This window comes from Flavobacterium chryseum, from assembly GCF_004362015.1.
Lineage (GTDB): Bacteria > Bacteroidota > Bacteroidia > Flavobacteriales > Flavobacteriaceae > Flavobacterium.
The window spans coordinates 144,765-166,742 of sequence record NZ_SNWW01000004.1 but is presented as its reverse complement, the minus strand read 5'-3'; the positions used below and the strand labels follow the sequence as shown (position 1 = coordinate 166,742).

The window sequence follows — 21,978 nt, the reverse complement described above, 5'->3', positions numbered from 1 at the left end:
GATTATTTTATAATCGTCATTTCATCAATAATATTTTTTGCTCCGGCGTATTTGTCGATAATCCAAAGTACATAACGAATATCTACGTTAATAGTTCTTTGCAATTTAGGATCAAAAATAACGTCTCCGGCCATAGCTTCGATATTTCCATCAAAAGCAATTCCAATTAATTCTCCTTTTCCGTTTAGTACCGGAGAACCAGAATTTCCACCTGTAATGTCATTATCAGTCAAAAAGTTTACTGGCATATATCCTGCTTTATCAGCATACTGACCGTAATCTTTTGCTTTGTTTAATTCTAATAAACGTGCCGGTAAATCAAATTCCTGATCTCCTGCTTTATACTTTTTCACCATACTTTCCATGGTAGTATAATTGTTTATTTTAGCATCGTTACGAGGATCCGCAGGCAAAGCACGAACTTTTCCGTAAGTCAGTCTCAAAGTTGAGTTTGCATCAGGATATTGAATCGCATTTAATTTTGATTCTCTTAAACCTTCAACCAATTCGCGGTAAGCAGTTGCAAAATCATCATCAGCTTTCGTTTGATCTTCAGTTTTAGTACGGTATTTTGTAAGCAAATCATTAGAGATAATATACAAAGGATCATGTACAATCGCCAATGGTTTTGGATCCGCCATAAATGCTAATACTTTTTCTTTAGTCGTAAAATAACTTACTTCGGTTGCTTTGGCTACATCAGCAGTAAAATCGCCATTATTTGCTGATTTCATTTTAGCAATTTGTGTTGCTAAACCATATTCAGCACCTTTAGAAGCGTATAAATTCAATTGCGCAGTTAACACATCTTTTTCAAGCGGTGCATAAAAATCACCATAAATATTGTCGATCATAGTGTTGATCTTCGGCAACAATTCTGCTTTTTTAGCATCATTTTCATTGTAGTAAGCAATCAATGCGTTCCCTAAATTGGCTGGTCCTGCTGCATAACTTGAAGTACGCAAAAGCTGCATTAAATAATTATCGTGAGCCGCTTTTAAATTCGTTGCTCTGTAGTACTCATTAATAGTAGGAATTACGTTTTCATACTTTGCTTTATTAGCCGGCTTATTTGCCCAGTCATAAAACTTATCTTCTTGTGCCGTTTTAACATCTACTGTTCCTGCTTTTGTTAAAGCATCGATCATTCCCTGACGGTTTTTCCAGTAATTTGCTGTCGAAGCATATTTAGACGCATATTGCAAACGAACTGTTGCATCTTTGTCCATATACTTTTTCATTTGGTCCATTCCGGTTTTTGCACCTTCAACCCACGCAGGATAAGCATATTTTATGTTTTGCTCAATTCCTCCTGCTGGCATCCAACGGTTTGTTCTACCAGGATACCCAAGAATCATTGCAAAATCATTTTCTTTTACACCTTTAATACTTACTGGTAAGTAATGTTTTGGCTGTAAAGGCACATTTTCTTTAGAATAGGTTGCCGGATTTCCGTTTTTATCAGCATAAACTCTAAACATAGAGAAATCTCCAGTTTGGCGAGGCCACTCCCAGTTGTCTGTATCTCCACCAAATTTACCAACACTTTCCGGTGGAGTTCCCACTAAACGAACGTCTGTATAATCCTGGTAAACAAAATAATAATATTCATTTCCCTGAAAGAAAGGACGAACAGAAACCGTATATTTTCCGCCTTCATTATTTTCTTTTTCGATCAAAGCAATTTCCTGCTGAATGATTTTGTTTCTTTCTGTTTCTGTCATTGTATCATTTACTTTTGACAAAATTCTTTTAGAAACGTCATCCATACGAACAAAGAAACGAACGTATAATGATTTTGGTTTCATTTCGGCACTTCTTTCTTTTGCCCAAAAACCATCTTTTAAATAGTTTTGTTCTGCTGTAGAAAGCTCTGCAATCGCATTGTATCCACAATGGTGATTGGTTAAAACTAATCCGTCTTTAGAAACGATTTCAGCAGTACAACCTCCATTAAACTGCACAACAGCATCTTTTAAACTATGATTATTAATACTGTAAATTTCTGCGGCTGTTAATTGCAAGCCCATTTTTTCCATATCTCTATGGTTCAATCTTTCGATAAACATCAAAAACCACATTCCCTCGTCAGCTCTTACAGGAAAAGCCATCATACACATGGTTAAGAATAAAATTATTTTTTTCATATTATTTTGTTTAAGTAATGCGAATATAACTCATTTTCATAATTATTCCATCTAGAAGAGTCTTAAAATAAAATATATCAAATATTACTTTAATCAATATTGCGAAATTCACAATTCTTAAAAAATCAGAAATTATGATAAATTCAAAAAAACTACAAGACAAAAGATCTAAATATTCGAAAATAAGCAGAATTAAAATTGAAGTTATTGTGTTATTTGTAAAAATTAACTTTCAAATAAAAATAATTATTATAAATTAATTCTTACAATATTTGTTTGTCTAAATTTGCTTTTTAATTCAAAAAAAACAAAAATGAAAAAATTCTTATTAGGAGTTGCATTATTAGTTGCAACTGTTTCAAGTGCTCAAAAAGGCTCAATGCTAGTAGGTGGTAATGTTGGATTCGCTTCAGAAAAAATTGGAGATTCTAAATCAACAAATTTTGAATTTTCTCCAAAAGTAGGATATCAATTTACAGACAACTGGACTGCAGGTGTAGAAGGTTCTATTGCTAATGTAAAAGTTGCAGGATTTGATAAAAGCGAAACGTATAAAATTGGTGGTTTTGTTCGTTATGCTAAGCCTCTTTCAGAAATATTTGCTGTTTATGCAGATTTAGGCGCTGGTTACCAATCAGCTTCTGTAAACGATGCGAAAGGAATGTATGCAAGCTTAACTCCGGCTTTATTCATTAACATGAAAAGAGGTTTTGGATTAAACTTCTCTATTGGAGGAGTAAATTATGACAATCTTGATGGGAAAAATGATCCAAGACAAGAACGTTTTGGTTTTAATTTTGGAAAAACTTTCAATATTGGAATTTCTAAAAACTTCGGACTATAATATTTAGATTTCAATTAACTAACAAATCTAAACTCTTTTTGTTTTTTTCGCAAAAAGTAAAACCCGGCAATTTTTATTGTCGGGTTTTTTATTTAAAATACGAAGATTTTTAATCATTCAACATTTTCCAAAGTTTGTCTTTTAGATCTGTCAAACCCTGTTGGGCAACAGATGAAATAAACATGTATGGAATATCTTTGAAAGCAACGTCCAATTCTACTTTTAATTCTGCTTTAAGTTCGTCATCCAGCATATCGCATTTTGAGATTACTAATAAGCGTTCTTTGTCCAGCATTTCAGGATTATATTTCGTTAACTCGTTAACCAAAATATCATATTCTCCTTTAATATCCGGCGTATCAACTGGAACTAAAAATAGTAAAGTTGAGTTACGCTCAATATGACGTAAGAAATAATGTCCAAGACCTTTTCCTTCTGCAGCACCTTCGATAATTCCGGGAATATCTGCAATTACAAACGATTGATAATCTCTGTAAGCAACAATTCCTAAGTTTGGTTTTAGGGTTGTAAAAGGATAATCAGCAATTTTTGGTTTTGCCGAAGTTAATACAGATAATAATGTTGATTTTCCCGCATTAGGAAAACCTACTAAACCAACATCTGCCAAAACTTTCAATTCCAAAACAACATCCATTTCTACGCCCGGTAAACCTGGTTGCGCATAACGTGGCGTTTGATTGGTTGAGCTTCTAAAGTGCCAGTTTCCTAAACCACCTTTTCCTCCTTTAGAAAGGATTCTTTTTTCACCATCTTCTGTAATTTCGAATAACGTTTCTCCCGTTTCTTTGTCTTTTACAACAGTTCCTAATGGCACTTCGATAAATTTATCATCTCCATCTGCACCTGTACTACGATCTCCTCCTCCGTCTCCACCGTGACCGGCTTTAATATGACGAGCAAATTTTAAATGAAATAATGTCCATAAACCTTTATTTCCAACTAAATATACGTGTCCACCGCGACCACCATCACCTCCGTCCGGGCCTCCTTTTTCAATAAATTTCTCCCTATGTAAATGTGTAGATCCTTTTCCTCCCTTTCCGGAAGAAACATAAATCTTAACATAATCTACAAAATTTCCTTCTGTCATTGTTTTGAATTTCAGAATTCAGATTTTAGATTTTAGATTGAAAACTAAAATTAAATCTTTCTTCTATTTTTGTTTATAATAGTTTCATATTCATGCTTCATGTTAACGCAACTTCAACTAACCTGAAACTTTAAACCTGAAACAAATTCTCTTTACTCTTTAAGTGCTTTTACTAACACTTTATCAATTTTTACGCCATCCATATCCAGGACCTCTAACACAAATTTTTGCCAGATTAGTTTCTCGCCTTCTTTTGGAATATGAGAAAGCTCAGTCATAATCATTCCGCTTACGGTGTTTACTTCGTAGTCGTTTGTTAATTCGTCTAACTCAAAATAAGTTAAGAAATCGTGTAGCGAATAATGTCCGTCTACTAACCATGAACCATCTTCTCTTTCGATCAATTGAAATTCATCTTTATAAAAATCAGATGCATCACCAACTAAAGCTTCAAGAATATCATTCAAAGTAATAATTCCCTGAAAAACACCATATTCGTCTGAAACTAATGCGTAGTGAACTCCTGTTCTTTTAAAATTCTCTAACGCTTTATAAGCCGTTGTCTGCTCCATTAAATACGGAGGATCAGTCATTATTGCTGATAGATCGAAATGATCACTTTCGATGTTCGCAAATATATTTTTTAAGGTTACGATACCCACGATATCATCGTAGTTGTCGCTATACACCGGGTAAACGGTATGCAAATCCATTAAAACCAATTCTTTTATTTTGGATTTATCTGCATTTAATGGCAACATATCTACCGATTTTCGGTGTGTCATTAACGAGTTTACTTTTCTGTCTCCAATATGAAAAACGCGTTCTACGATATCTTGTTCTATTTCCTGAACTTCTCCACCTTCTGTTCCTTCTTTAATGATCGCTTTTATTTCTTCTTCGGTAACTTTACCGTCTGCTGAAGGTTTGATTTGTAAAACATTCAGTAAAAAATCGGTTGAAGTTGTCAGCATCCAAATAAACGGTGCCGTTATGATTGAAACAATTTTCATTGGCAGTGCTACTGCTTTTGCAATTGCTTCCGGATAATTTAATCCGATTCGTTTTGGCAATAATTCTCCTAAAACCAATGAGAAAAAAGTTAAAACAACTACTACAATTCCAACTGCAACTGAATGTGCATAAGGTTTTAAAACTGCAAATCCGCTTACGAAAGTCTCAACATCTACTGTGATTTTATCACCACTATAAATACCAGTCAAAATTCCGATTAAGGTAATTCCGATTTGTACGGTTGATAAAAACTTGTTTGGAGAATTGGCTAAATCGAGCGCAATTTTGGCACTTTTGTTTCCTTTTTTTGCTGCTGTTTCCAGTCTATTTTTTCTGGCTGAAATCAGTGCAATTTCAGACATAGAGAAAACTCCATTTAATAGTATTAGAAAAAATATTATTAGTATTTCCAATTTTTAGTAGATTCGTTATTAGTTTGGTTTGTTTGTAATTATGACAACCTGATTTGTTTCTAGCCCAGATGGTAGAGAAAAGCCCGGAGCTAAAAAACTAATTTTTCTTGCCAGAAAACAGCGACCAGCGGAAGCTCGTTTTATGGTTAGAAAAATAGTTTTTTTAGCGAGGACTTGAAACGACAGCTGGATTAGCTTCTACAAATTATCTATAACTGACGTTAATCTTTCTGTAATTTCTTCAATTGTTCCGATACCGTTTACGGCATGAAATTTATTTTGTGCTTTATAATATCCTATTAATGGAGCTGTTTTTTCGTTGTATTCCTGATATCTTACACGAATTTTTTCTTCGTCCTGATCGTCAACTCTTCCGCTTGTTTTTCCTCTTTCTAATAAACGGGCAACCAAAATTTCGTCGTCAGCTTCTAGTGCAATTGTTGCTGTCACGCTTGAACCAATTGTTGGTAAAAACTTATCTAAAGCTTCTGCCTGATCTAAAGTTCTTGGATAACCATCAAACAAAAAACCCTCTGTATCAGGATGTTTGTTTACCTCGTCTATTAACATTGCTGTTGTAACTTCGCAAGGAACCAATTCTCCATTGTCCATAAAAACCCTTGCTCTTTTACCTAAATCTGTATCATTTTTTAAATTAAAACGAAAAATATCTCCTGTCGAAAGATGTGTTAATTTGTACTTTTCTTTTAAAAATTCTGCCTGAGTTCCTTTTCCTGCTCCCGGCTTTCCAAATAAAACAATGTTAATCATAATATGAGTGAGTGTTGTGACTTCTGACTTTTATGAAAGAAGTTTAAAATGAATATATAGTTGTGTTGTGTTTAAAATTATTCTGCTAATTTATATACTTCGTTCAAATTTCTTCCTAAACCGTCGTAATCTAAACCATAGCCTACGATGAATTTATTTGGAATTCTGATTCCGATGTAATCTATTTTAATGTCTTTTTTATACGCTTCAGGTTTAAAAAACAAAGTTGCCACTTTAAAATGTTTTACGTTTTGCGCTTTAAACAAATGCTTTAATTCTTCGACAGTATTTCCTGTATCGACAATGTCTTCAATGATAACCACGCTTCTGCCTGTCAAATCCTGATTGATTCCGATTAATTGTTTTACTGAATTTGTACTTTCGGTTCCTTCATAAGACGCCATTTTGATAAATGAAACCTCGCACGGGCTTTTATACTTTTTCAGAAAATCAGCTACAACCATAAATGCACCATTTAAAACACCTATAAAAATTGGAGTTTCGTCTGCAAAATCATCTTCTACTTGTGCAACTATTTTTGTTAAAGCAAAATCAATTTCTTTAGCCGAAATAAACGGAACAAATTGTTTATCGTGAAGTTGTATCATTATTTTCATATTTAAAATAATGCGCAAAGATACAGAATTACAACCAAACTGTAAGTATCAAAAATCTACTGTAAGTAGATTTTTTTATACTCAGAGTATATTTCTTTTTAACAATGTTAAATATCAGTTAATAATTACAAAACGTTCCCTGCAACTATTTTTAAATTCATTAAATTGTTGTTTATAAAACATTTAACCCGAATCGGAAATGAAAACAACCATACAAATACTTTCGGCATCATTATTAATAGTAATGACGGCCTGCAACGGACAAGTAAAAAAAGAAGAAAAAGAAACTTTGGCAAAACAGCCTGCTAATATTGTAAAAACTGCTGTTGGCGATATTACTTTACCTCCGCCGTACGCTACTGAATCTAAAACAAATAACAGTAAGGTTATTGGATGGCCGGAAGGCAAAACACCAAAAGCTCCGGAAGGATTTACGGTAACTAAATTTGCTGATGGTTTCGAAAATCCGCGTTGGACTTACATCGCGCCAAACCAGGATATTTTTGTTGTAGAGAGCGGAACAAGATCGAGTAAAAACCAGATTACGGTTCTTCGTGATAAAGATAAAGACGGAAAATTTGAAACGCGTGAGGTATTTATTAAAGATTTAAACAAACCTTTTGGAATGCTTGTTCTTAAAGATTTCTTCTATATTGCTAATACAGATGGTTTATATAAATATCCGTACACCAATAATCCTTTAAAATTAGAAACTAAAGGCGTAAAAATTCTTGAACTTCCGGCCGGAGGTTACAACAATCACTGGACAAGAAATTTACTGGCAAATGCTGACGGAAGCAAAATTTACGTTTCTGTAGGTTCGGGAAGTAATGTTGGGGAAAATGGTATGGACAAAGAAATTCGTCGTGCTGATATTCTGGAAATTAATCCTGACGGAACTGGTGAAAAAATCTACGCATCGGGCCTTAGAAATCCGGTTGGAATGGATTGGAATCCAGCAAATAAAGAACTTTGGACTGCGGTTAACGAACGTGATGAATTGGGAGATGATTTGGTTCCGGATTATATTACAAGTGTGAAAAAAGATGGTTTTTACGGATGGCCGTATTCTTATTATGGAAACATTCCTGATCCGAGAATGAAAGGTGCGCGTAAAGATTTGGTTGCTAAAGCTATTGTTCCGGATGTTTCGGTTGGTGCTCATACGGCTTCTTTAGGCTTGGCTTTTTATACTAAAGATGTATTTCCTGCTAAATATAAAAATGGTGCTTTTGTCGGTCAACATGGTTCCTGGAATCGTGCAAAAATATCGGGTTATAAAGTTGTTTTTGTACCGTTTGCTAACGGAAAACCTTCTGGAAAACCGGAAGATTTTTTAACTGGTTTTATTTCTGATGAAAACAAAGCTGAAGTTTATGGACGTCCTGTTGCTGTAACGGTTATGAATGACGGATCGCTTTTAGTAAATGATGATAGTGGAAATACGATTTGGAAGGTTACGGCTAATAAGTAAATTTCAATTCCGAAGTCTCGGGATAAATTCCAAATTCCAATTTTCCGCTGAAGTTGCAAAGCTTTAGTCAATTTTGTCATTTCGACGAAGGAGAAATCACACTCGGGATTCTACAAAGATTGGCGATTTTGATTGCGGAGTTTCTAGTGTGATTTCTCCTCCGTCGAAATGACACGATTGCGTTTAATAATTAAAAATAAAACCGCTCAACAAACTCTTTTATGATTGTAAAAAAATATTGCCTTCTTCTTTTTGTGTTTTGTATTTTCCAAAATATTCAAGCACAAGAAAAAGAAGGCAAATCTGTTGATTCTCTTAAAACAGAAAAACTCGAAGAAGTCGTTATTAGTTCCTTTCATATTGATAATAGGCTGCAAACAACTCCGGCTGCAATTGGTATTTTATCTAAAAGTGATTTACAGCAAAACAACAAAACCGATATAAGTACGGTTCTTAATACACTTTCGGGTGTGTTTATGCAATCTGCAAACTTTACTACTACGCGAATTTCGATTCGTGGTATTGGCGCCAGAACTCCGTATGGAACAAATAAAATCAGGGCTTTTTATGGCAGTATTCCGTTGACTTCCGGAAATAGCGAAACAGTTATTGATGATATTGATTTGGAAAATATCGGCCAGATTGAAATTATAAAGGGACCGCTTTCTAGTGTTTACGGCGCGGGTTTGGGCGGTGCTATTTTAATTTCACCTCAACTTTCAAAAAATGATGGTCAGGCTGCAGGAGTAAGTTCTGTTTTTGGTTCTTTTGGTTTGCTGAAAAACAGTTTGAATTATAGTTTGAATGAAAAAAACGGAAGTCTTAATTTAAGTTATCATAATTTAAAAACAGATGGCTGGCGAGAAAACAGCGCTTACAATCGCGAAGGAATTACACTTGCTGGAGAATTATTTAAAAAAGAAAACAGCAAGCTTACTTATTTTACGAATTACACTTATCTGAAAGCTTTTATTCCGAGTTCTATTAACAAACAGGCTTATGATAATAATCCGAGATCTGGTGCGCCAACCTGGGTGGCTTCGAAAGGATTTAAAGAATACAAATCGACTTTGGGCGGACTTGCTTATGATTTTAAAATCAATGACAATTTAAGCAATTCAACTTCGGTTTTTGTTAACTATAAAGACAGTAACGAACCAAGATCTTTTGATATTTTACGTCAATATACTTTTGCTGTCGGAACGAGAACGCAATTTTCAGGAAATTTTAAAATCAAAGAAACAGAGACGAAATTCATTGCCGGAGCAGAATATTTTAGAGACAATTATAACGGAAATACTTTTGAAAATTTATACCAACAAAATAATGGTTTAAGAAGTTTGCAAGGCGATCCGCTTACGGCAACCAATCAGAAACGTCATTTTTTTAATATCTTCTCTCAAATCAGAACTTTGCTTTCTGAGAAATTCGAGTTTCAGGCGGGATTAAATTACAATCAAACGCAATTTGAACTTGAAAACGATATTCCAAAAACTACTTCTACTGAAAAATACAATTATGATGGTGTCTTTTCACCTCAGGTTTCTTTATTGTTCAAACCAAATAAAGAGCAAACACTTTATTTTTCTGCCAGCCGCGGATTTTCGATGCCGGCAACTGAGGAAACCTTAAAAAGTGACGGAACCATAAATCCTGATATTAAACCTGAAAACGGTTATAATTTTGAAGTTGGCGGAAAGTTCTATTTCTTAAATAAAAAGTTGTATGCCGAATTTGCAGTGTACCGAATGGAAATTAAGGATTTACTGGTGGCAAAAAGAATTGGTGATGATCAGTACGAAGGAATAAATGCCGGTAAAACATTGCATGAAGGTGTTGAAATTACGCTAAAACACAATTGGCAAATCAATCGTTTTATTGCAATAAATTCTTACATTGCATCGTCTTTAGGAAAATATGAATTTAAAGAGTTTGTAGATAACGGAAATGATTTTTCCGGAAATAAATTAACGGGAGTTCCTGCCAATAAAGTCAATGCCGGAATTGTTTTAAATACTAGTTTAGGCATTTATTTTTCTGCTGATTATCAATTTGTGGATAAGATACCAATGAATGATGCGAATTCAGTTTATTCAGATTCTTATAATATTATCAATTTTAAAACAGGATATGGTTTTGAAATTTTACCGCACTTAAATACGCAATTTGCAGTGGGAATAAATAATGTAACGAATGAAAAATATGCTTCTTTGATTTTGCCTAATGCTGTTGGTGTTGGAAATGCAGCTCCCAGATATTATTACCCCGGACTTCCTGTAAATTATTACGGAAGTATTTCATTAAATTATCTATTTTAGATTCTTCAATAAAATTAAAAAAATGTACGCTGAGCTACAGAATAAACTAGATTATGTAACAGCCTGTCGAGAAAACAGAACGAAAGTTGCTCAAGAGGTTTTAGAAAATCCTTCATTATTTGATGAACTGGTTTCAATTTGTTTTTCTCCATCTGATAAAAATCACCACAGAGCTTGCTGGGTTTTAGAATTTGTATCTTATGAAGAAGTAATCTGGCTGCAACCTCATCTTGATTTTTTTTGTTCTAATTTGAAAATTTTAAAAGATGAAAGTGCTATTCGGCCAATTGCAAAAGTGACGCAGCTTTTAGTAAAATCGCATTATAAAAAAGAAGAAAACGGAATTTCTCTTTCTGAAGATAATCTTCAAAACTGTATTGAAGCATCTTTTGACTGGTTGATAAATGACGTAAAAGTTGCCACAAAAGCATATTCTATCAGAACATTATATATTTTAGGAAATCATTACGACTGGATTCATCCTGAACTGCGAATCATTTTAAATAAAGATTATGCAGAGCATTCGGCAGCTTATAAGGCCGTGGCCAAAGAGGTTTTGAGAAAAATAGAATAATATTTACTACTATCTATAAAATCAAAAAGAGGACATCTGTAGGTGATGCCCTCTTTTTTACTACTCAATAAAAATAAAATAAATTCATTTTAAAATTTTACGATACCGGGGTGTATTAAAAATTTAAAATAGAAGAAAAAATTCGTTTGAGTTTTTGGCTAAACCTACTATTTTCCTGCATAAGCATAACTGAAAAAGCAAGAATAGACCTGATTGTTTTTTACGCGTTAAATATTCAATTCTTGGGACAGAAAGGGTGATATTAGATATTTGTCATTTTTAATATGCAAATATAAATGCGATGTTTTTGTAAATTTGCGAAATGCATTCGCGGTGTAGTGTAGTTTTATGCCATACCGTTTTCTTTAAGGTTATGTAACAAAAATATAGGGAAAACGAAATCGTGAATAGCCCATTCGGACAAATCGATAGCCCGAAACGACCAACAAAATTTCAAAAAAAAGAAGTGTAAGTAATGGATTTCTTTAATAAAATTAAAACACTGAAAATCAAACGACTAAATATTTAAGCCAAAATGAATTAAATTTCAAAAAAACTTATTTAAAAAAATAAAAACTCTGAAAAAGGAAGAATTTACAGCGCTTAAGGCCTTATTTCAGAAGGCATTTTTCCAAAACGCTTTTTAAAATTTGCTGTAAACTTGCTTGAACTTTTATAACCCGTTGCCAAAGCAATGTTTTTTATCTGCATATCCGTATTTTGAATCATCTGCATGCCGAGAAGTAATTTCTTCTCTTTATGAAATTGCATCATCGAAACACCGTGAACTAATTTGAAAGTTAATTTAAGTTTTGTAGCAGACATTCCCACTTTTTCAGCAATATATTCTACGCCTAAAAACGGACTTGCAATCGTATCTAAAAGCAATTTTTCGGCTTTTGCTATTTTTCTGTAATCGGTAGTTTCTGTCAGTGTATAATTTCCAATTCTTTGATCTAAAAAAGCATTTTTAAAAAAAGTAGAAATTAGCTGAAATGCCTGCGTTTTCAAAAGTGCTTTACTTAAAAGATCCTGTTTATTGTTTTCTAAAATAACCGAAATTTCTTTAGATAATTCTTCAGCATTTGGCACAATATCCTGATACGTTATAAAACCTTTATCTGAATTCAGGAATTTTTTAATCTGATTATCTTCCGGAAGTGTTTCGAAAGAAAAATTGCGTTCTGCCCATTCCTTATTGAAAGCATATAAGTAAAATTCACATTCGGATCCTTTATAAAAATAAGCGCCAACCTCTGTTCCGGGTCTTTTAAATCCCCAGTATTTACTCGAAAAAGGTGTTTTATCAGCAAATGTGTTTTGTAATTTCACTTCACTTTCAAAAACAGAAAATGTAAGCGTATAATAATCAATAGGAAAATCTTCGTCATAAATCGCTTTAAGCATTACATTTTTCTTAAAAGTAATACTGGTTACAATAACCCAAAAACCTTCCTCGATTTCCCGGTAGCGCATAACGCCTTTAGAAAAAGGATTATTTCTGTAAACCGCTTGTTCTTCCTCTACATGTTTTACCGATGGAGAATTTACAATACTTTTTACAATTACTTCAGGAGAGTTAGACAAATAAGGCAACTCAAAAAAACCATCACGATAAAAGTTGATGTTCTCCTTTATAAATTTAACCCACTTTCCTACGTGCATATAATGAGGCTAAAAAATTAATTTTCTCTAAAAACAGACGGTAATTCGCCAAAACGTTTTTTAAACGCCGCCGTAAATTTACTGGCACTTTCAAATCCGGTTATCACAGCAATAATTTGAACTTCAATTTCAGAATTTTGCAGCAGCTGTTTCGCCAAAAGCATATTTTTTTCTTTATGATATTGCAACATCGAAAACCCAAATACGGTTTTGAAATTGTTTTTTAATTTTGTTGGAGAAGTATTTACCTCAGATGCAATTTGATCTATTCCTAAAAAAGCCGATTGTAAATTGTGCAAAATCATTTTCTCTGCCTTCGCTACATTGTAATAATCTAAATTGCTTAACGAAATATTATCTTCTATACGGCTGTCTTCAAAAGCATTATTAAAAAACTCCGTGATAAGTTTTAACGTATTCTTTTTTAATTCAGCATTATTCAAATCAATTTGATCTTCTGACTCCAGAATTTTTGATATTTTTTTTGATAAAGTATGCGCTTTCGGAGCAATATCCAGCCAGGTATAAAATCCTTTTTGTGAATTAAAAAAACTTTCGAGAACTCCTTTTTTACAGAATTTGTCTGATCTAAGATTTTTATCGACCCATTCCCTGCTCATAGCAATATTAAAAAACTTGCCTTTTGTTCCTTTATAAAAATAAGTAGCTACTTCGGTATCGGGTTTATAAAATGTCCAGCAAGTACTTAATAAAATAATTTCTGAATCATTCACGGGAAATTTATATTCAAAAACAGAAAATGATAAAATGTAATAATCCTTAATGTAATCTTGCGTGTAAGTCGCTTTGGCAAGAATATTTTCATTCATTTCCAGATTCGTTTCCAGAATCCATAAACCATCTTCAATGGTTCGGTAACGCATTGTGCCTTTCCAAAAAGCATTATCCGTAACAATTAATTGCTGTAGCGGATTATGTTTTATAATGGGCAGCTTAATCAGGCTATCCAACATTACCTGTGGAGAATTAGATAAATACGGTAATTCGAAAAAGCCATCTTTTAAAAGAAAAAGAAACTTCTCAATATGTTGTGCCCAATTGTTTGTGGTCATGTCTTTTATTAAGCTGTCGTGATTGAAAACACTATAAACATAGTGAATTCGGGCAAAAAAACCAAAAATTAGAAGTGCGATATTAAAAAATAATTAAAGATTTAAATAATTATTTTTTTGTTTGTGAAATTTGAAAAAAGAGCAAATCAGCAAACAATAAATTGGCATTTCTATTTTATCAATTATCTTTGCAGAAACACAACTACAATGAATTATTTTTCTTCTGATTTTAAATTGGGAATATTAGGCGGCGGACAATTAGGTAAAATGCTATTGTTTGACACCCGAAAATTTGACATACAAACTTATGTTTTAGATCCGAGCGACGAAGCTCCGAGCAAAATTGCCTGTAATAAATTCTTCAAAGGCGATTTGATGGATTATGAAACGGTTTACAATTTTGGAAAACAAGTTGATGTTTTGACTTTTGAAATTGAACTGGTAAATCTTGAAGCTTTAACGCAATTAGAAAACGAAGGCGTAAAAGTGTATCCGTCTCCAAAAACCTTAAAAGGAATTCAGAATAAAGGCGTTCAAAAAGATTTTTATACCGAAAGCAATATTCCAACAGCAGCTTATTTAAGATTTGAAAATCCTGAACAGTTGCAAAAATCAGTTGGAAATAATGAAATTACAATTCCGTTTGTATGGAAATGCACCGAATTTGGATACGACGGTAATGGTGTAAAAGTAATTCGTCAAATTTCTGATATGGATCATTTACCAAATGTACAGTGCATTGCAGAAACTATGGTTCCGTTCAAAAATGAATTGGCGGTTATTGTAGTGAGAAATCCATCGGGAGAAATTAAAACCTATCCGGTTGTCGAAATGGAATTTCACCCAGAAGCCAATCAGGTTGAATACGTAATTTGCCCAGCCAGAATCGATGAAAAAGTAGCCGAAAAAGCCAGAGCAATTGCCTTAAATGTTTCAGAAAAATTCAATCACGTTGGACTTTTGGCTGTCGAAATGTTCCAGACCAACGAAGATGAAATTCTGGTAAATGAAGTTGCCCCTCGCCCACACAATTCAGGACATTATTCTATTGAAGCAAGTTATACTTCACAATTCGAAAATCATTTACGCGCAATCCTGGATCTTCCGTTAGGAAATACGGATAGCAAAGTTGCCGGAGTTATGGTAAATTTAGTTGGTGCCGAAGGTTTTTCCGGAGAGGTTGTGTATGAAAACATAGAAACTATTTTAGGATGGAATGGCGTTACGCCACATATTTACGGTAAAAAACAAACACGCTCGTTCAGAAAAATGGGTCACGTTACCATCGTAAACGAAGACATGACCGAAGCAAGAAAAATTGCGGAGCAGGTTAAGAATACTATTAAAGTGATTTCACAATAATTAAAAAATTTAAAGATTGAAAAATTTAGATATTCATATAATAATTTTAAATCTTTCAATCATTTAATCTTTAAATAAAACACAAATGAGCAAAGTAGCCATTATAATGGGAAGCATCTCAGACATGCCAGTCATGCAAGATGCCATCGACATATTAAAACAATTTAATATTGAAACTGAAGTAGATATCGTTTCGGCACACAGAACGCCGGAAAAATTATTTGATTTCAGTAAAAATGCACATACGCGCGGAATCTCGGTAATTATTGCCGGAGCTGGCGGAGCTGCACATTTACCTGGAATGGTTGCTTCGATGTCTCCTCTTCCTGTAATTGGAGTTCCTGTAAAATCAAGTAATTCTATTGATGGTTGGGATTCGGTTTTATCGATTCTGCAAATGCCGGGTGGAGTTCCTGTTGCAACTGTGGCGCTAAACGGAGCAAAAAATGCGGGGATTTTAGCTGCACAAATCATTGGAAGTCATGATAAAAAAGTGCTTGAAACTATTATCTCCTATAAAGAAGAATTAAAAGCTGCGGTTAACAAAGCAGCCGAAGGATTAAAAAAATAAAAACATAGATAAAAAAATAAAGGCTTCACATTACGTGAAGCCTTTGTTGTTTAAGCTTATTTGATTTTGAAGTTACGCTTCATCTTCAATTTGCTCCAGAACAGATTCAAATTCATATTCCTCTATATCTTCTTTGTTTATCCAGTTTTCTGAAGTAACGAGATTGTAATTGATATTATCTTCTGTCGTCAATTCCCAAACAATACCTTCCGCTTCTGGAAATGGAATATTTTGAGAGATTTGATTTTCAAATAATCTCTTAATCAGATTCCTGTCAGACAATCCGTTATTTAATAATTTCAGTACATTTTCTGCTGTTAACTTTTGTACTTCACCATCTGTTGGTGTTATTGAAAAATGAACAACAGATGCTTTTGCGTTTGGAAATTTTCCGTTGTATGCTTTAAAAAGTAATTGATTTACATGAAACAAAGTACCTTGCATATCTATTTCAGGATACTCTTCGCAAACCTTATCAATCAACATATTGTGTGCTATTTGCTCTGTTTGTCCGTCGTTTAATTTATCGCCAAATTTATATTGCAAAACGATTTCAGCCGCTTCATTTGGCTCGTAATCAGAAATAGCCATTTCTAATAATTCCGGCAAACTACTTTTCTCCGCTGTTGCGCCATCAGGATAATTAAATTTTTCTAATAACTGAATAAAATCTTCAGTTGTCCAATATCCTTCTACTTCATTTACTGTATCTATTCTCTTTATTACAATTTTGTAGTTCATCATTTTTATTTTTATTTGCAATTAGCAATTTATGTTTCTAATGTATTTTTTACAATTTAAGCTTTTAAAACCTCTTACAGAAATAAATAACATATCTATAACACAATTTAAATCGGTATCTTTTACAGAGAATCAATCTTGTTTAGGTCGTTGGATTTTTATAAATTGCTATCTTTGGAATTCAAAAATCTTGACTTCAATTAATAAAATAATTACATCATAATGAACGTTTTACTTTCAAAATTTACTACCAAACATAATACAGCACCTTTTTCGCAAATTAAAATCGAAGATTATTTTCCTGCTTTTAAGGAAGGAATTGCTTTGGCTAAAACCGAAATTGATGCTATGGTAAATAATCCGGAACCACCAACTTTTGAAAACACTGTTGTTGCGATGGATTTTGCCGGAGATATTCTGGATCGTCTTTCTAGTGTTTTCTTCAATTTAAATTCAGCCGAAACGAGTGACGAAATGCAAAAAATCGCTCAGGAAGTTTCGCCTTTATTGTCTGAATTTGGAAATGACATTACACTAAACGCTGCTTTATTTGCCAAAATAAAAACCGTTTACGACCAAAAAGAAAGTCTGAATTTAACTCCGGAACAAACAACGCTTTTAGACAAAAAATATAAAAGTTTCTCGAGAAACGGAGCAAATTTGCCGGAAGACAAAAAAGATCAATTAAGAGAAATTGACAAAGAATTATCGAAATTGAGTTTGCAGTTTGGCGAAAATGTTTTGGCAGAAACCAATGCTTTCGAATTGCATTTAACTGATGAAAAAGATTTAGCAGGTTTGCCGGAAGGAACTATTGAAGCTGCAAGATTATTAGCAAAAGAAAAGGAAAAAGAAGGCTGGATTTTTACTTTAGATCATCCAAGTTATGTTCCGTTTTTAACGTATGCTGATAATCGTGAATTGCGTAAAAAAATGGCCATTGCTTTTGGGGCAAGATCATTTCAGAATAATGAATTCGACAATCAGGAAAATGTATTGAAAATTGCCAAATTGCGTTTTGAAAGAGCCAATTTATTAGGCTATAAAACGCACGCGCATTTTGTTTTGGAAGAAAGAATGGCGCAAAGTCCTGAAAAGGTTTTCACATTCTTAAATGATTTATTGGCTAAGGCAAAACCGGCAGCTCAAAAAGAATTTGCTGAATTAGCAGCTTTCGCAAAAGAACTGGACGGAATTGAGCAACTTGAAAAATGGGATGGCGCTTACTATTCTGAAAAATTAAAACAACAGCTTTTTAATTTAGACGACGAGAAATTAAAACCTTATTTTCAGTTAGAAAAAGTATTAGATGGTGCTTTTACTGTTGCCAAAAAATTATACGGATTAACGTTTACAGAAGTTTTTGACATCGATAAATACCACGAAGAAGTTACCACTTATGAAGTAACAGATGCTGAAAATAATTTGGTATCGATTTTCTATGCTGATTTCTTTCCAAGAAAAGGAAAAAGAAACGGTGCCTGGATGACTTCATTCAAATCACAATCTAAAAAAGACGGCGTAAACGAAAGACCACATATTTCGAACGTTTGTAATTTTACAAAACCAACAGAAACGAAACCATCGCTATTGACTTTTAATGAAGTAACCACTTTATTTCACGAATTTGGTCACGGTTTACACGGAATGTTGGCCAATACAACGTATCCTAGTTTATCGGGGACGTCTGTTTTCTGGGATTTTGTAGAATTACCAAGTCAGATCATGGAGAATTGGTGCTACGAACCGGAAGCTTTGGCTTTGTTTGCAAATCATTATGAAACGGGAGAAATTATTCCGATTGAATATGTGCAGAAAATTAAAGAAAGTGCGAGTTTTCAGGAAGGAATGGCAACGCTACGCCAGTTGAGTTTCGGGTTATTAGACATGGCTTGGCACGGGCAAGATCCTACAAGTATTACAGATTTAAAAACTTTTGAAACAGAGCAATTTGCTAATACACAATTGTATCCTGATGTAAAAGAAAATGCAATGAGTACTGCTTTTTCACACATTTTTCAAGGTGGATATTCTTCCGGATATTACAGTTACAAGTGGGCTGAGGTTCTGGATGCCGATGCTTTTGAATATTTTCAGGAGAGCGGCATTTTTAATGTTGAGGTTGCGACAAAATTCAAAGAAAATGTACTTTCAAAAGGAGGAACAGAACACCCGATGGTTTTGTACAAACGTTTTAGAGGTCAGGAACCAAAACCGGAAGCTTTGATGAAGAGAGCGGGATTGTTATAATTTTAGATTTCGATCGTAGATTTTAGATTAAACCGAAGTAGCAATACTTCGGTTTTTTAATTAAATCTTTAAAATAAATTTTAGTTATATTCGCCTATTTTTTAATCTTAATCTTACAATTCATAATATGAAAAAATATTTTAAAATAGCCCTTTACCTTGCGATTATTGGTTTGGCTGCCATTATTGCTGTGAATTATTATGTGAAATCTTCGACTAAAAAAAATATTTATTATTCGCTGAAAAAGTTTCCTAAAAATGATGTTGGAATTATTTTTGGGGCAGGAATTAATGGGGATCAACCGAGTAAATATCTAAAAGACCGTCTCGATGCAGGTATTTTATTATACAATTCGAAAAGAATAAATAAGATTTTACTTTCTGGAGATAATGGTAGTAATGAATATGATGAACTGACTGTAATGAAAAACTACTGTTTTTCTCATGGTGTTGACACTACCAAAATATTCATTGATTATGCCGGTTTTGATACTTATTCTACGATGTATCGTGCAAAACATATTTTCAACATAAAAAAAGCGACTTTAATCTCTCAGAAATACCATTTAAACCGGGCGATTTATATCGGACAAAAACTCGGCATTAAATCGGTTGGGTTTCCTGCCAATTCCGGTGAATATCGAGGTTATCAATATGTGACTTTTCGAGAATATCTGTCGATTTTTAAATCCTTCTTTGATGTTTTGAGAAATCGGGAACCTCACTTTTTAGGACATCAAATTGACATTAATGGGGTTTCTAATTATTCTAAAGATGATAAACGATAATAAAAAGTCCGAAGTAAAATTTACTTCGGACTTTTACTTTTTTATGCAAAATCAAAAACTATTATTTATTCTTCTGAACAAATTCTTCAAACTGTTTCAATTTAAGTGCTTCTGTTTCTTTAATACGATTTGTTTCGACACTTCCTTTTCTTAATAAAGTAGGTTTCGTTGTATATAAATACGATTCAAAAACATGACTCAGGTACAAAGGCGATTTTCCAATACCACGCGACTTGTCAAAATTTTGAGATTGATGACAGGTAAAACAGTTTACCAAATTTCCTGCATTAATCTGATGAATACTATCATTAAATGTCTGAGTATAAGTTTCCATTGTAATATTGGCTAAATTAGAAGAACCTCTTGCCAGTGAATCTTTCAAAACGCTTGATATATTGTTTTTTACAATTATTTTTGCTTGCTCAGCCGGAGATAATCCGTCTGTATCTAACCAAATCGAACCGTTGTAAAAATAATTTCTGAAAACATCTTTTAGTTTAGATGCTACACATTTGTTGATGTTATCGATATTGTCAAAATTAACCGGTTCAGACTGACTTGTAATCATATAATCGTTAGAACCTAAAACTTTTGGAACACCATATTCATAAAGAATAAACGCTTTATTAGGTGTTAAGGGCTTCTTATTGATTTTATCCCATTTAATACCTTTTAGACCGGAAGTTGTTCCGCTTTCATAAAATAACATTTCAGTTGCAGAAGTTACTGAATTGTTTTTCCAGTCATAAACGGGTGCCATTTCTTTATGTTCAAAAGTGGCCCAAATAAATTCAGGATGGTTTTTAACCACGCCAACTACATGCATTCCTAATAAAGCTACAGATTTAGAAACGTATTGTCCTTTATTATTTTTAACGGCTGCTTTGGTAACAAAATAATCAGCAATTTTCGCTTTCGGAATTGCATCTGTACTTATCCAGGAAACTTTTAGTTCAAATGAACCAACAGGAAATGTTTCTAAATTAGAATAAGGAATTTTTCCGCTGTTTATTTGAGATGCTGCCAAAACTGCTTTATCCTGCAGGGTTTTATTAACATGTATAGAATAAAATACGGTATCGCCTATCTTTTTTCCGGTAACTGCTTTTGGGTTAGAAACTAAAACACCTGCAGGTCCGGCCTGATTAATTGAACTTAAAACTAATTTCAAACCGAGTTGCGGACTAACCGGCGCCATCTCCGGAGTAACAATATTCAGGGAATCTAAAAACAAAGGATTACCGCTTTTTAAAGGTTTAGTAACCCATAAAAACTTTTGCCATGACCATTGATGAAAAATACAATTGGTTGTACTTGAAGTATCAAACGGACTTCCGTCACCTTCTTTTGGTGCAGGAGTTTGTTCATGAGGAAACCAACTTTCCTCACAATTACAAGGTTGATCTATAGTTGAAGCATATCCGGAAAATCCGGCCTTTTCCATTATTTTCTCTTTATTAAAGAAAAACAATGTAATAGCTGCTATTATAAAAACAACTATTAAACTGATAATGATAGGTTTTCTTTTCATTTTGTTTTTGGGAATTAATTATTAGGGAAGAATTACTTTAGATGAAATAGAAATTTTACCAAAAAAGCCCGCCTAAAAACAGACAGGCCTTTTCAAATCTTTAGAGAATTTAGTTTTTAAACTAATTCTTCTTTTAAATTTTTTACTGATGCAACTGGTACATTTTCAATTTGATGTTTGTAGTATGAAAAACCTCCTGTTCCGTTCCAGGCATTATCGATAGCAAAATGAGCATCGAAATCAGCTAAAAAAGATCCAATTGCCGGAGGAGGAAAAGACTGAACATATTGACCCTGTAAACTTACTATTTGAGTAAATTGTCCAAAACCAGTTGCATATATTTTTCCTTTTACCGGAATAACAATATGATTATCAGGACCATTTACAGCCTGAGTAATTACTACTGTACCTGACACGGTATGTTGTGATGGTACAACTACTAAACTAAATGTAGCGATTGGAGCACCTGGTGTTCCAACATTTCCAATTGTGCCTTTTGCTAAATAAGCACCTGCTAATAAATCTGACATATCTTTTGAATTTAATTTTTTTCTTACTCGTAAGGCTTTTCAGAACCGCCTCGTTTTTTTTAGTGGGATCTGCTCCACTGATCTAATTTGTGTGGGTATAAAAATTATTTATGAACTATCTTTCTAAATAGAAAATTGAAGTTGTTTGGCTTCTCTTATTTTCTACTTCAAAACTATAGCAGATA

Annotated in this window: 18 protein-coding genes; 8 read left to right on the top strand and 10 right to left on the bottom strand. The window is 33.4% G+C overall.

The window, feature by feature from the left end; translation table 11 throughout:
• Window positions 1-2: 2 nt before the first annotated feature.
• A complete protein-coding gene (locus EV143_RS09565) occupies window positions 3-2,147 on the bottom strand; it encodes a S46 family peptidase (RefSeq protein ID WP_133507743.1) in 2,145 nt (714 codons plus the stop codon).
• 313 nt (window positions 2,148-2,460) lie between these two features.
• Here EV143_RS09565 and EV143_RS09560 point away from each other — a divergent pair, with 313 nt between their 5' ends.
• Window positions 2,461-2,991 carry an outer membrane beta-barrel protein gene (locus EV143_RS09560; protein WP_133507742.1) on the top strand — a complete coding sequence of 177 codons (531 nt, stop codon included), beginning with the start codon at window positions 2,461-2,463 and terminating at the stop codon, window positions 2,989-2,991.
• Between the two features lie 109 nt (window positions 2,992-3,100).
• Here the strand turns inward: EV143_RS09560 and obgE are convergent, their stop codons facing one another.
• The 4 genes from obgE to hpt all read right to left on the bottom strand — a co-directional run bounded on the left by obgE (window position 3,101) and on the right by hpt (window position 6,908).
• Window positions 3,101-4,102, bottom strand: coding sequence for a GTPase ObgE (obgE, locus tag EV143_RS09555; protein ID WP_133507741.1), 1,002 nt, complete (start codon window positions 4,100-4,102; stop codon window positions 3,101-3,103).
• A 152-nt stretch (window positions 4,103-4,254) separates the two neighbouring features.
• Window positions 4,255-5,529: a hemolysin family protein gene (locus tag EV143_RS09550; RefSeq protein WP_133507740.1), complete on the bottom strand. Its 1,275-nt coding sequence runs from the start codon at window positions 5,527-5,529 to the stop codon at window positions 4,255-4,257.
• Window positions 5,530-5,727: 198 nt separating this feature from the next.
• Window positions 5,728-6,300, bottom strand: a complete 573-nt coding sequence (locus tag EV143_RS09545) for an adenylate kinase (protein ID WP_133507739.1) — start codon at window positions 6,298-6,300, stop codon at window positions 5,728-5,730.
• A 77-nt stretch (window positions 6,301-6,377) separates the two neighbouring features.
• Window positions 6,378-6,908, bottom strand: a complete 531-nt coding sequence (hpt, locus tag EV143_RS09540; protein ID WP_133507738.1) for a hypoxanthine phosphoribosyltransferase — start codon at window positions 6,906-6,908, stop codon at window positions 6,378-6,380.
• 208 nt (window positions 6,909-7,116) lie between these two features.
• Here hpt and EV143_RS09535 point away from each other — a divergent pair, with 208 nt between their 5' ends.
• The 3 genes from EV143_RS09535 (at window position 7,117) to EV143_RS09525 (ending at window position 11,283) form a co-directional block, all read left to right on the top strand.
• Window positions 7,117-8,391 (top strand): PQQ-dependent sugar dehydrogenase, encoded by a 1,275-nt coding sequence (locus tag EV143_RS09535; protein WP_133507737.1) that lies wholly within the window; start codon window positions 7,117-7,119, stop codon window positions 8,389-8,391.
• A 221-nt stretch (window positions 8,392-8,612) separates the two neighbouring features.
• On the top strand, window positions 8,613-10,709 hold the full coding sequence (locus tag EV143_RS09530; protein ID WP_133507736.1) for a TonB-dependent receptor: 2,097 nt from the start codon (window positions 8,613-8,615) through the stop codon (window positions 10,707-10,709).
• A 22-nt stretch (window positions 10,710-10,731) separates the two neighbouring features.
• Entirely contained in the window at window positions 10,732-11,283 is a 552-nt protein-coding gene (locus EV143_RS09525) for a hypothetical protein (RefSeq protein ID WP_133507735.1), read from the top strand.
• Between the two features lie 603 nt (window positions 11,284-11,886).
• Here the strand turns inward: EV143_RS09525 and EV143_RS09520 are convergent.
• Complete coding sequence (locus EV143_RS09520) at window positions 11,887-12,948, bottom strand: helix-turn-helix domain-containing protein (RefSeq protein WP_133507734.1); 1,062 nt, start codon at window positions 12,946-12,948, stop codon at window positions 11,887-11,889.
• A 17-nt stretch (window positions 12,949-12,965) separates the two neighbouring features.
• A complete protein-coding gene (locus tag EV143_RS09515) occupies window positions 12,966-14,021 on the bottom strand; it encodes a helix-turn-helix domain-containing protein (RefSeq protein ID WP_133507733.1) in 1,056 nt (351 codons plus the stop codon).
• A gap of 207 nt (window positions 14,022-14,228) precedes the next feature.
• Between EV143_RS09515 and EV143_RS09510 the strand changes: the two genes are divergently transcribed.
• Together EV143_RS09510 and purE are read left to right on the top strand one after the other, a co-directional pair.
• Window positions 14,229-15,383, top strand: a complete 1,155-nt coding sequence (locus EV143_RS09510) for a 5-(carboxyamino)imidazole ribonucleotide synthase (protein ID WP_133507732.1) — start codon at window positions 14,229-14,231, stop codon at window positions 15,381-15,383.
• 85 nt (window positions 15,384-15,468) lie between these two features.
• A complete protein-coding gene (purE, locus tag EV143_RS09505; protein WP_133507731.1) occupies window positions 15,469-15,954 on the top strand; it encodes a 5-(carboxyamino)imidazole ribonucleotide mutase in 486 nt (161 codons plus the stop codon).
• A 72-nt stretch (window positions 15,955-16,026) separates the two neighbouring features.
• Here purE and EV143_RS09500 read toward each other — a convergent pair whose 3' ends face one another.
• Entirely contained in the window at window positions 16,027-16,698 is a 672-nt protein-coding gene (locus tag EV143_RS09500; RefSeq protein WP_243739829.1) for a hypothetical protein, read from the bottom strand.
• Window positions 16,699-16,917: 219 nt separating this feature from the next.
• Here EV143_RS09500 and EV143_RS09495 point away from each other — a divergent pair, with 219 nt between their 5' ends.
• Both EV143_RS09495 and EV143_RS09490 read left to right on the top strand, forming a co-directional pair.
• The gene (locus EV143_RS09495; protein ID WP_133507730.1) at window positions 16,918-18,945 is read left to right on the top strand and encodes a M3 family metallopeptidase; all 2,028 of its coding nucleotides are present in this window, start codon (window positions 16,918-16,920) and stop codon (window positions 18,943-18,945) included.
• Between the two features lie 127 nt (window positions 18,946-19,072).
• The gene (locus EV143_RS09490; protein ID WP_133507729.1) at window positions 19,073-19,732 is read left to right on the top strand and encodes a SanA/YdcF family protein; all 660 of its coding nucleotides are present in this window, start codon (window positions 19,073-19,075) and stop codon (window positions 19,730-19,732) included.
• A 61-nt stretch (window positions 19,733-19,793) separates the two neighbouring features.
• Here the strand turns inward: EV143_RS09490 and EV143_RS09485 are convergent, their stop codons facing one another.
• Together EV143_RS09485 and EV143_RS09480 are read right to left on the bottom strand one after the other, a co-directional pair.
• Window positions 19,794-21,263, bottom strand: coding sequence for a hypothetical protein (locus tag EV143_RS09485; protein ID WP_133507728.1), 1,470 nt, complete (start codon window positions 21,261-21,263; stop codon window positions 19,794-19,796).
• A gap of 116 nt (window positions 21,264-21,379) precedes the next feature.
• Window positions 21,380-21,793 (bottom strand): DUF1842 domain-containing protein, encoded by a 414-nt coding sequence (locus tag EV143_RS09480; RefSeq protein ID WP_133507727.1) that lies wholly within the window; start codon window positions 21,791-21,793, stop codon window positions 21,380-21,382.
• Window positions 21,794-21,978 lie beyond the last annotated feature (185 nt).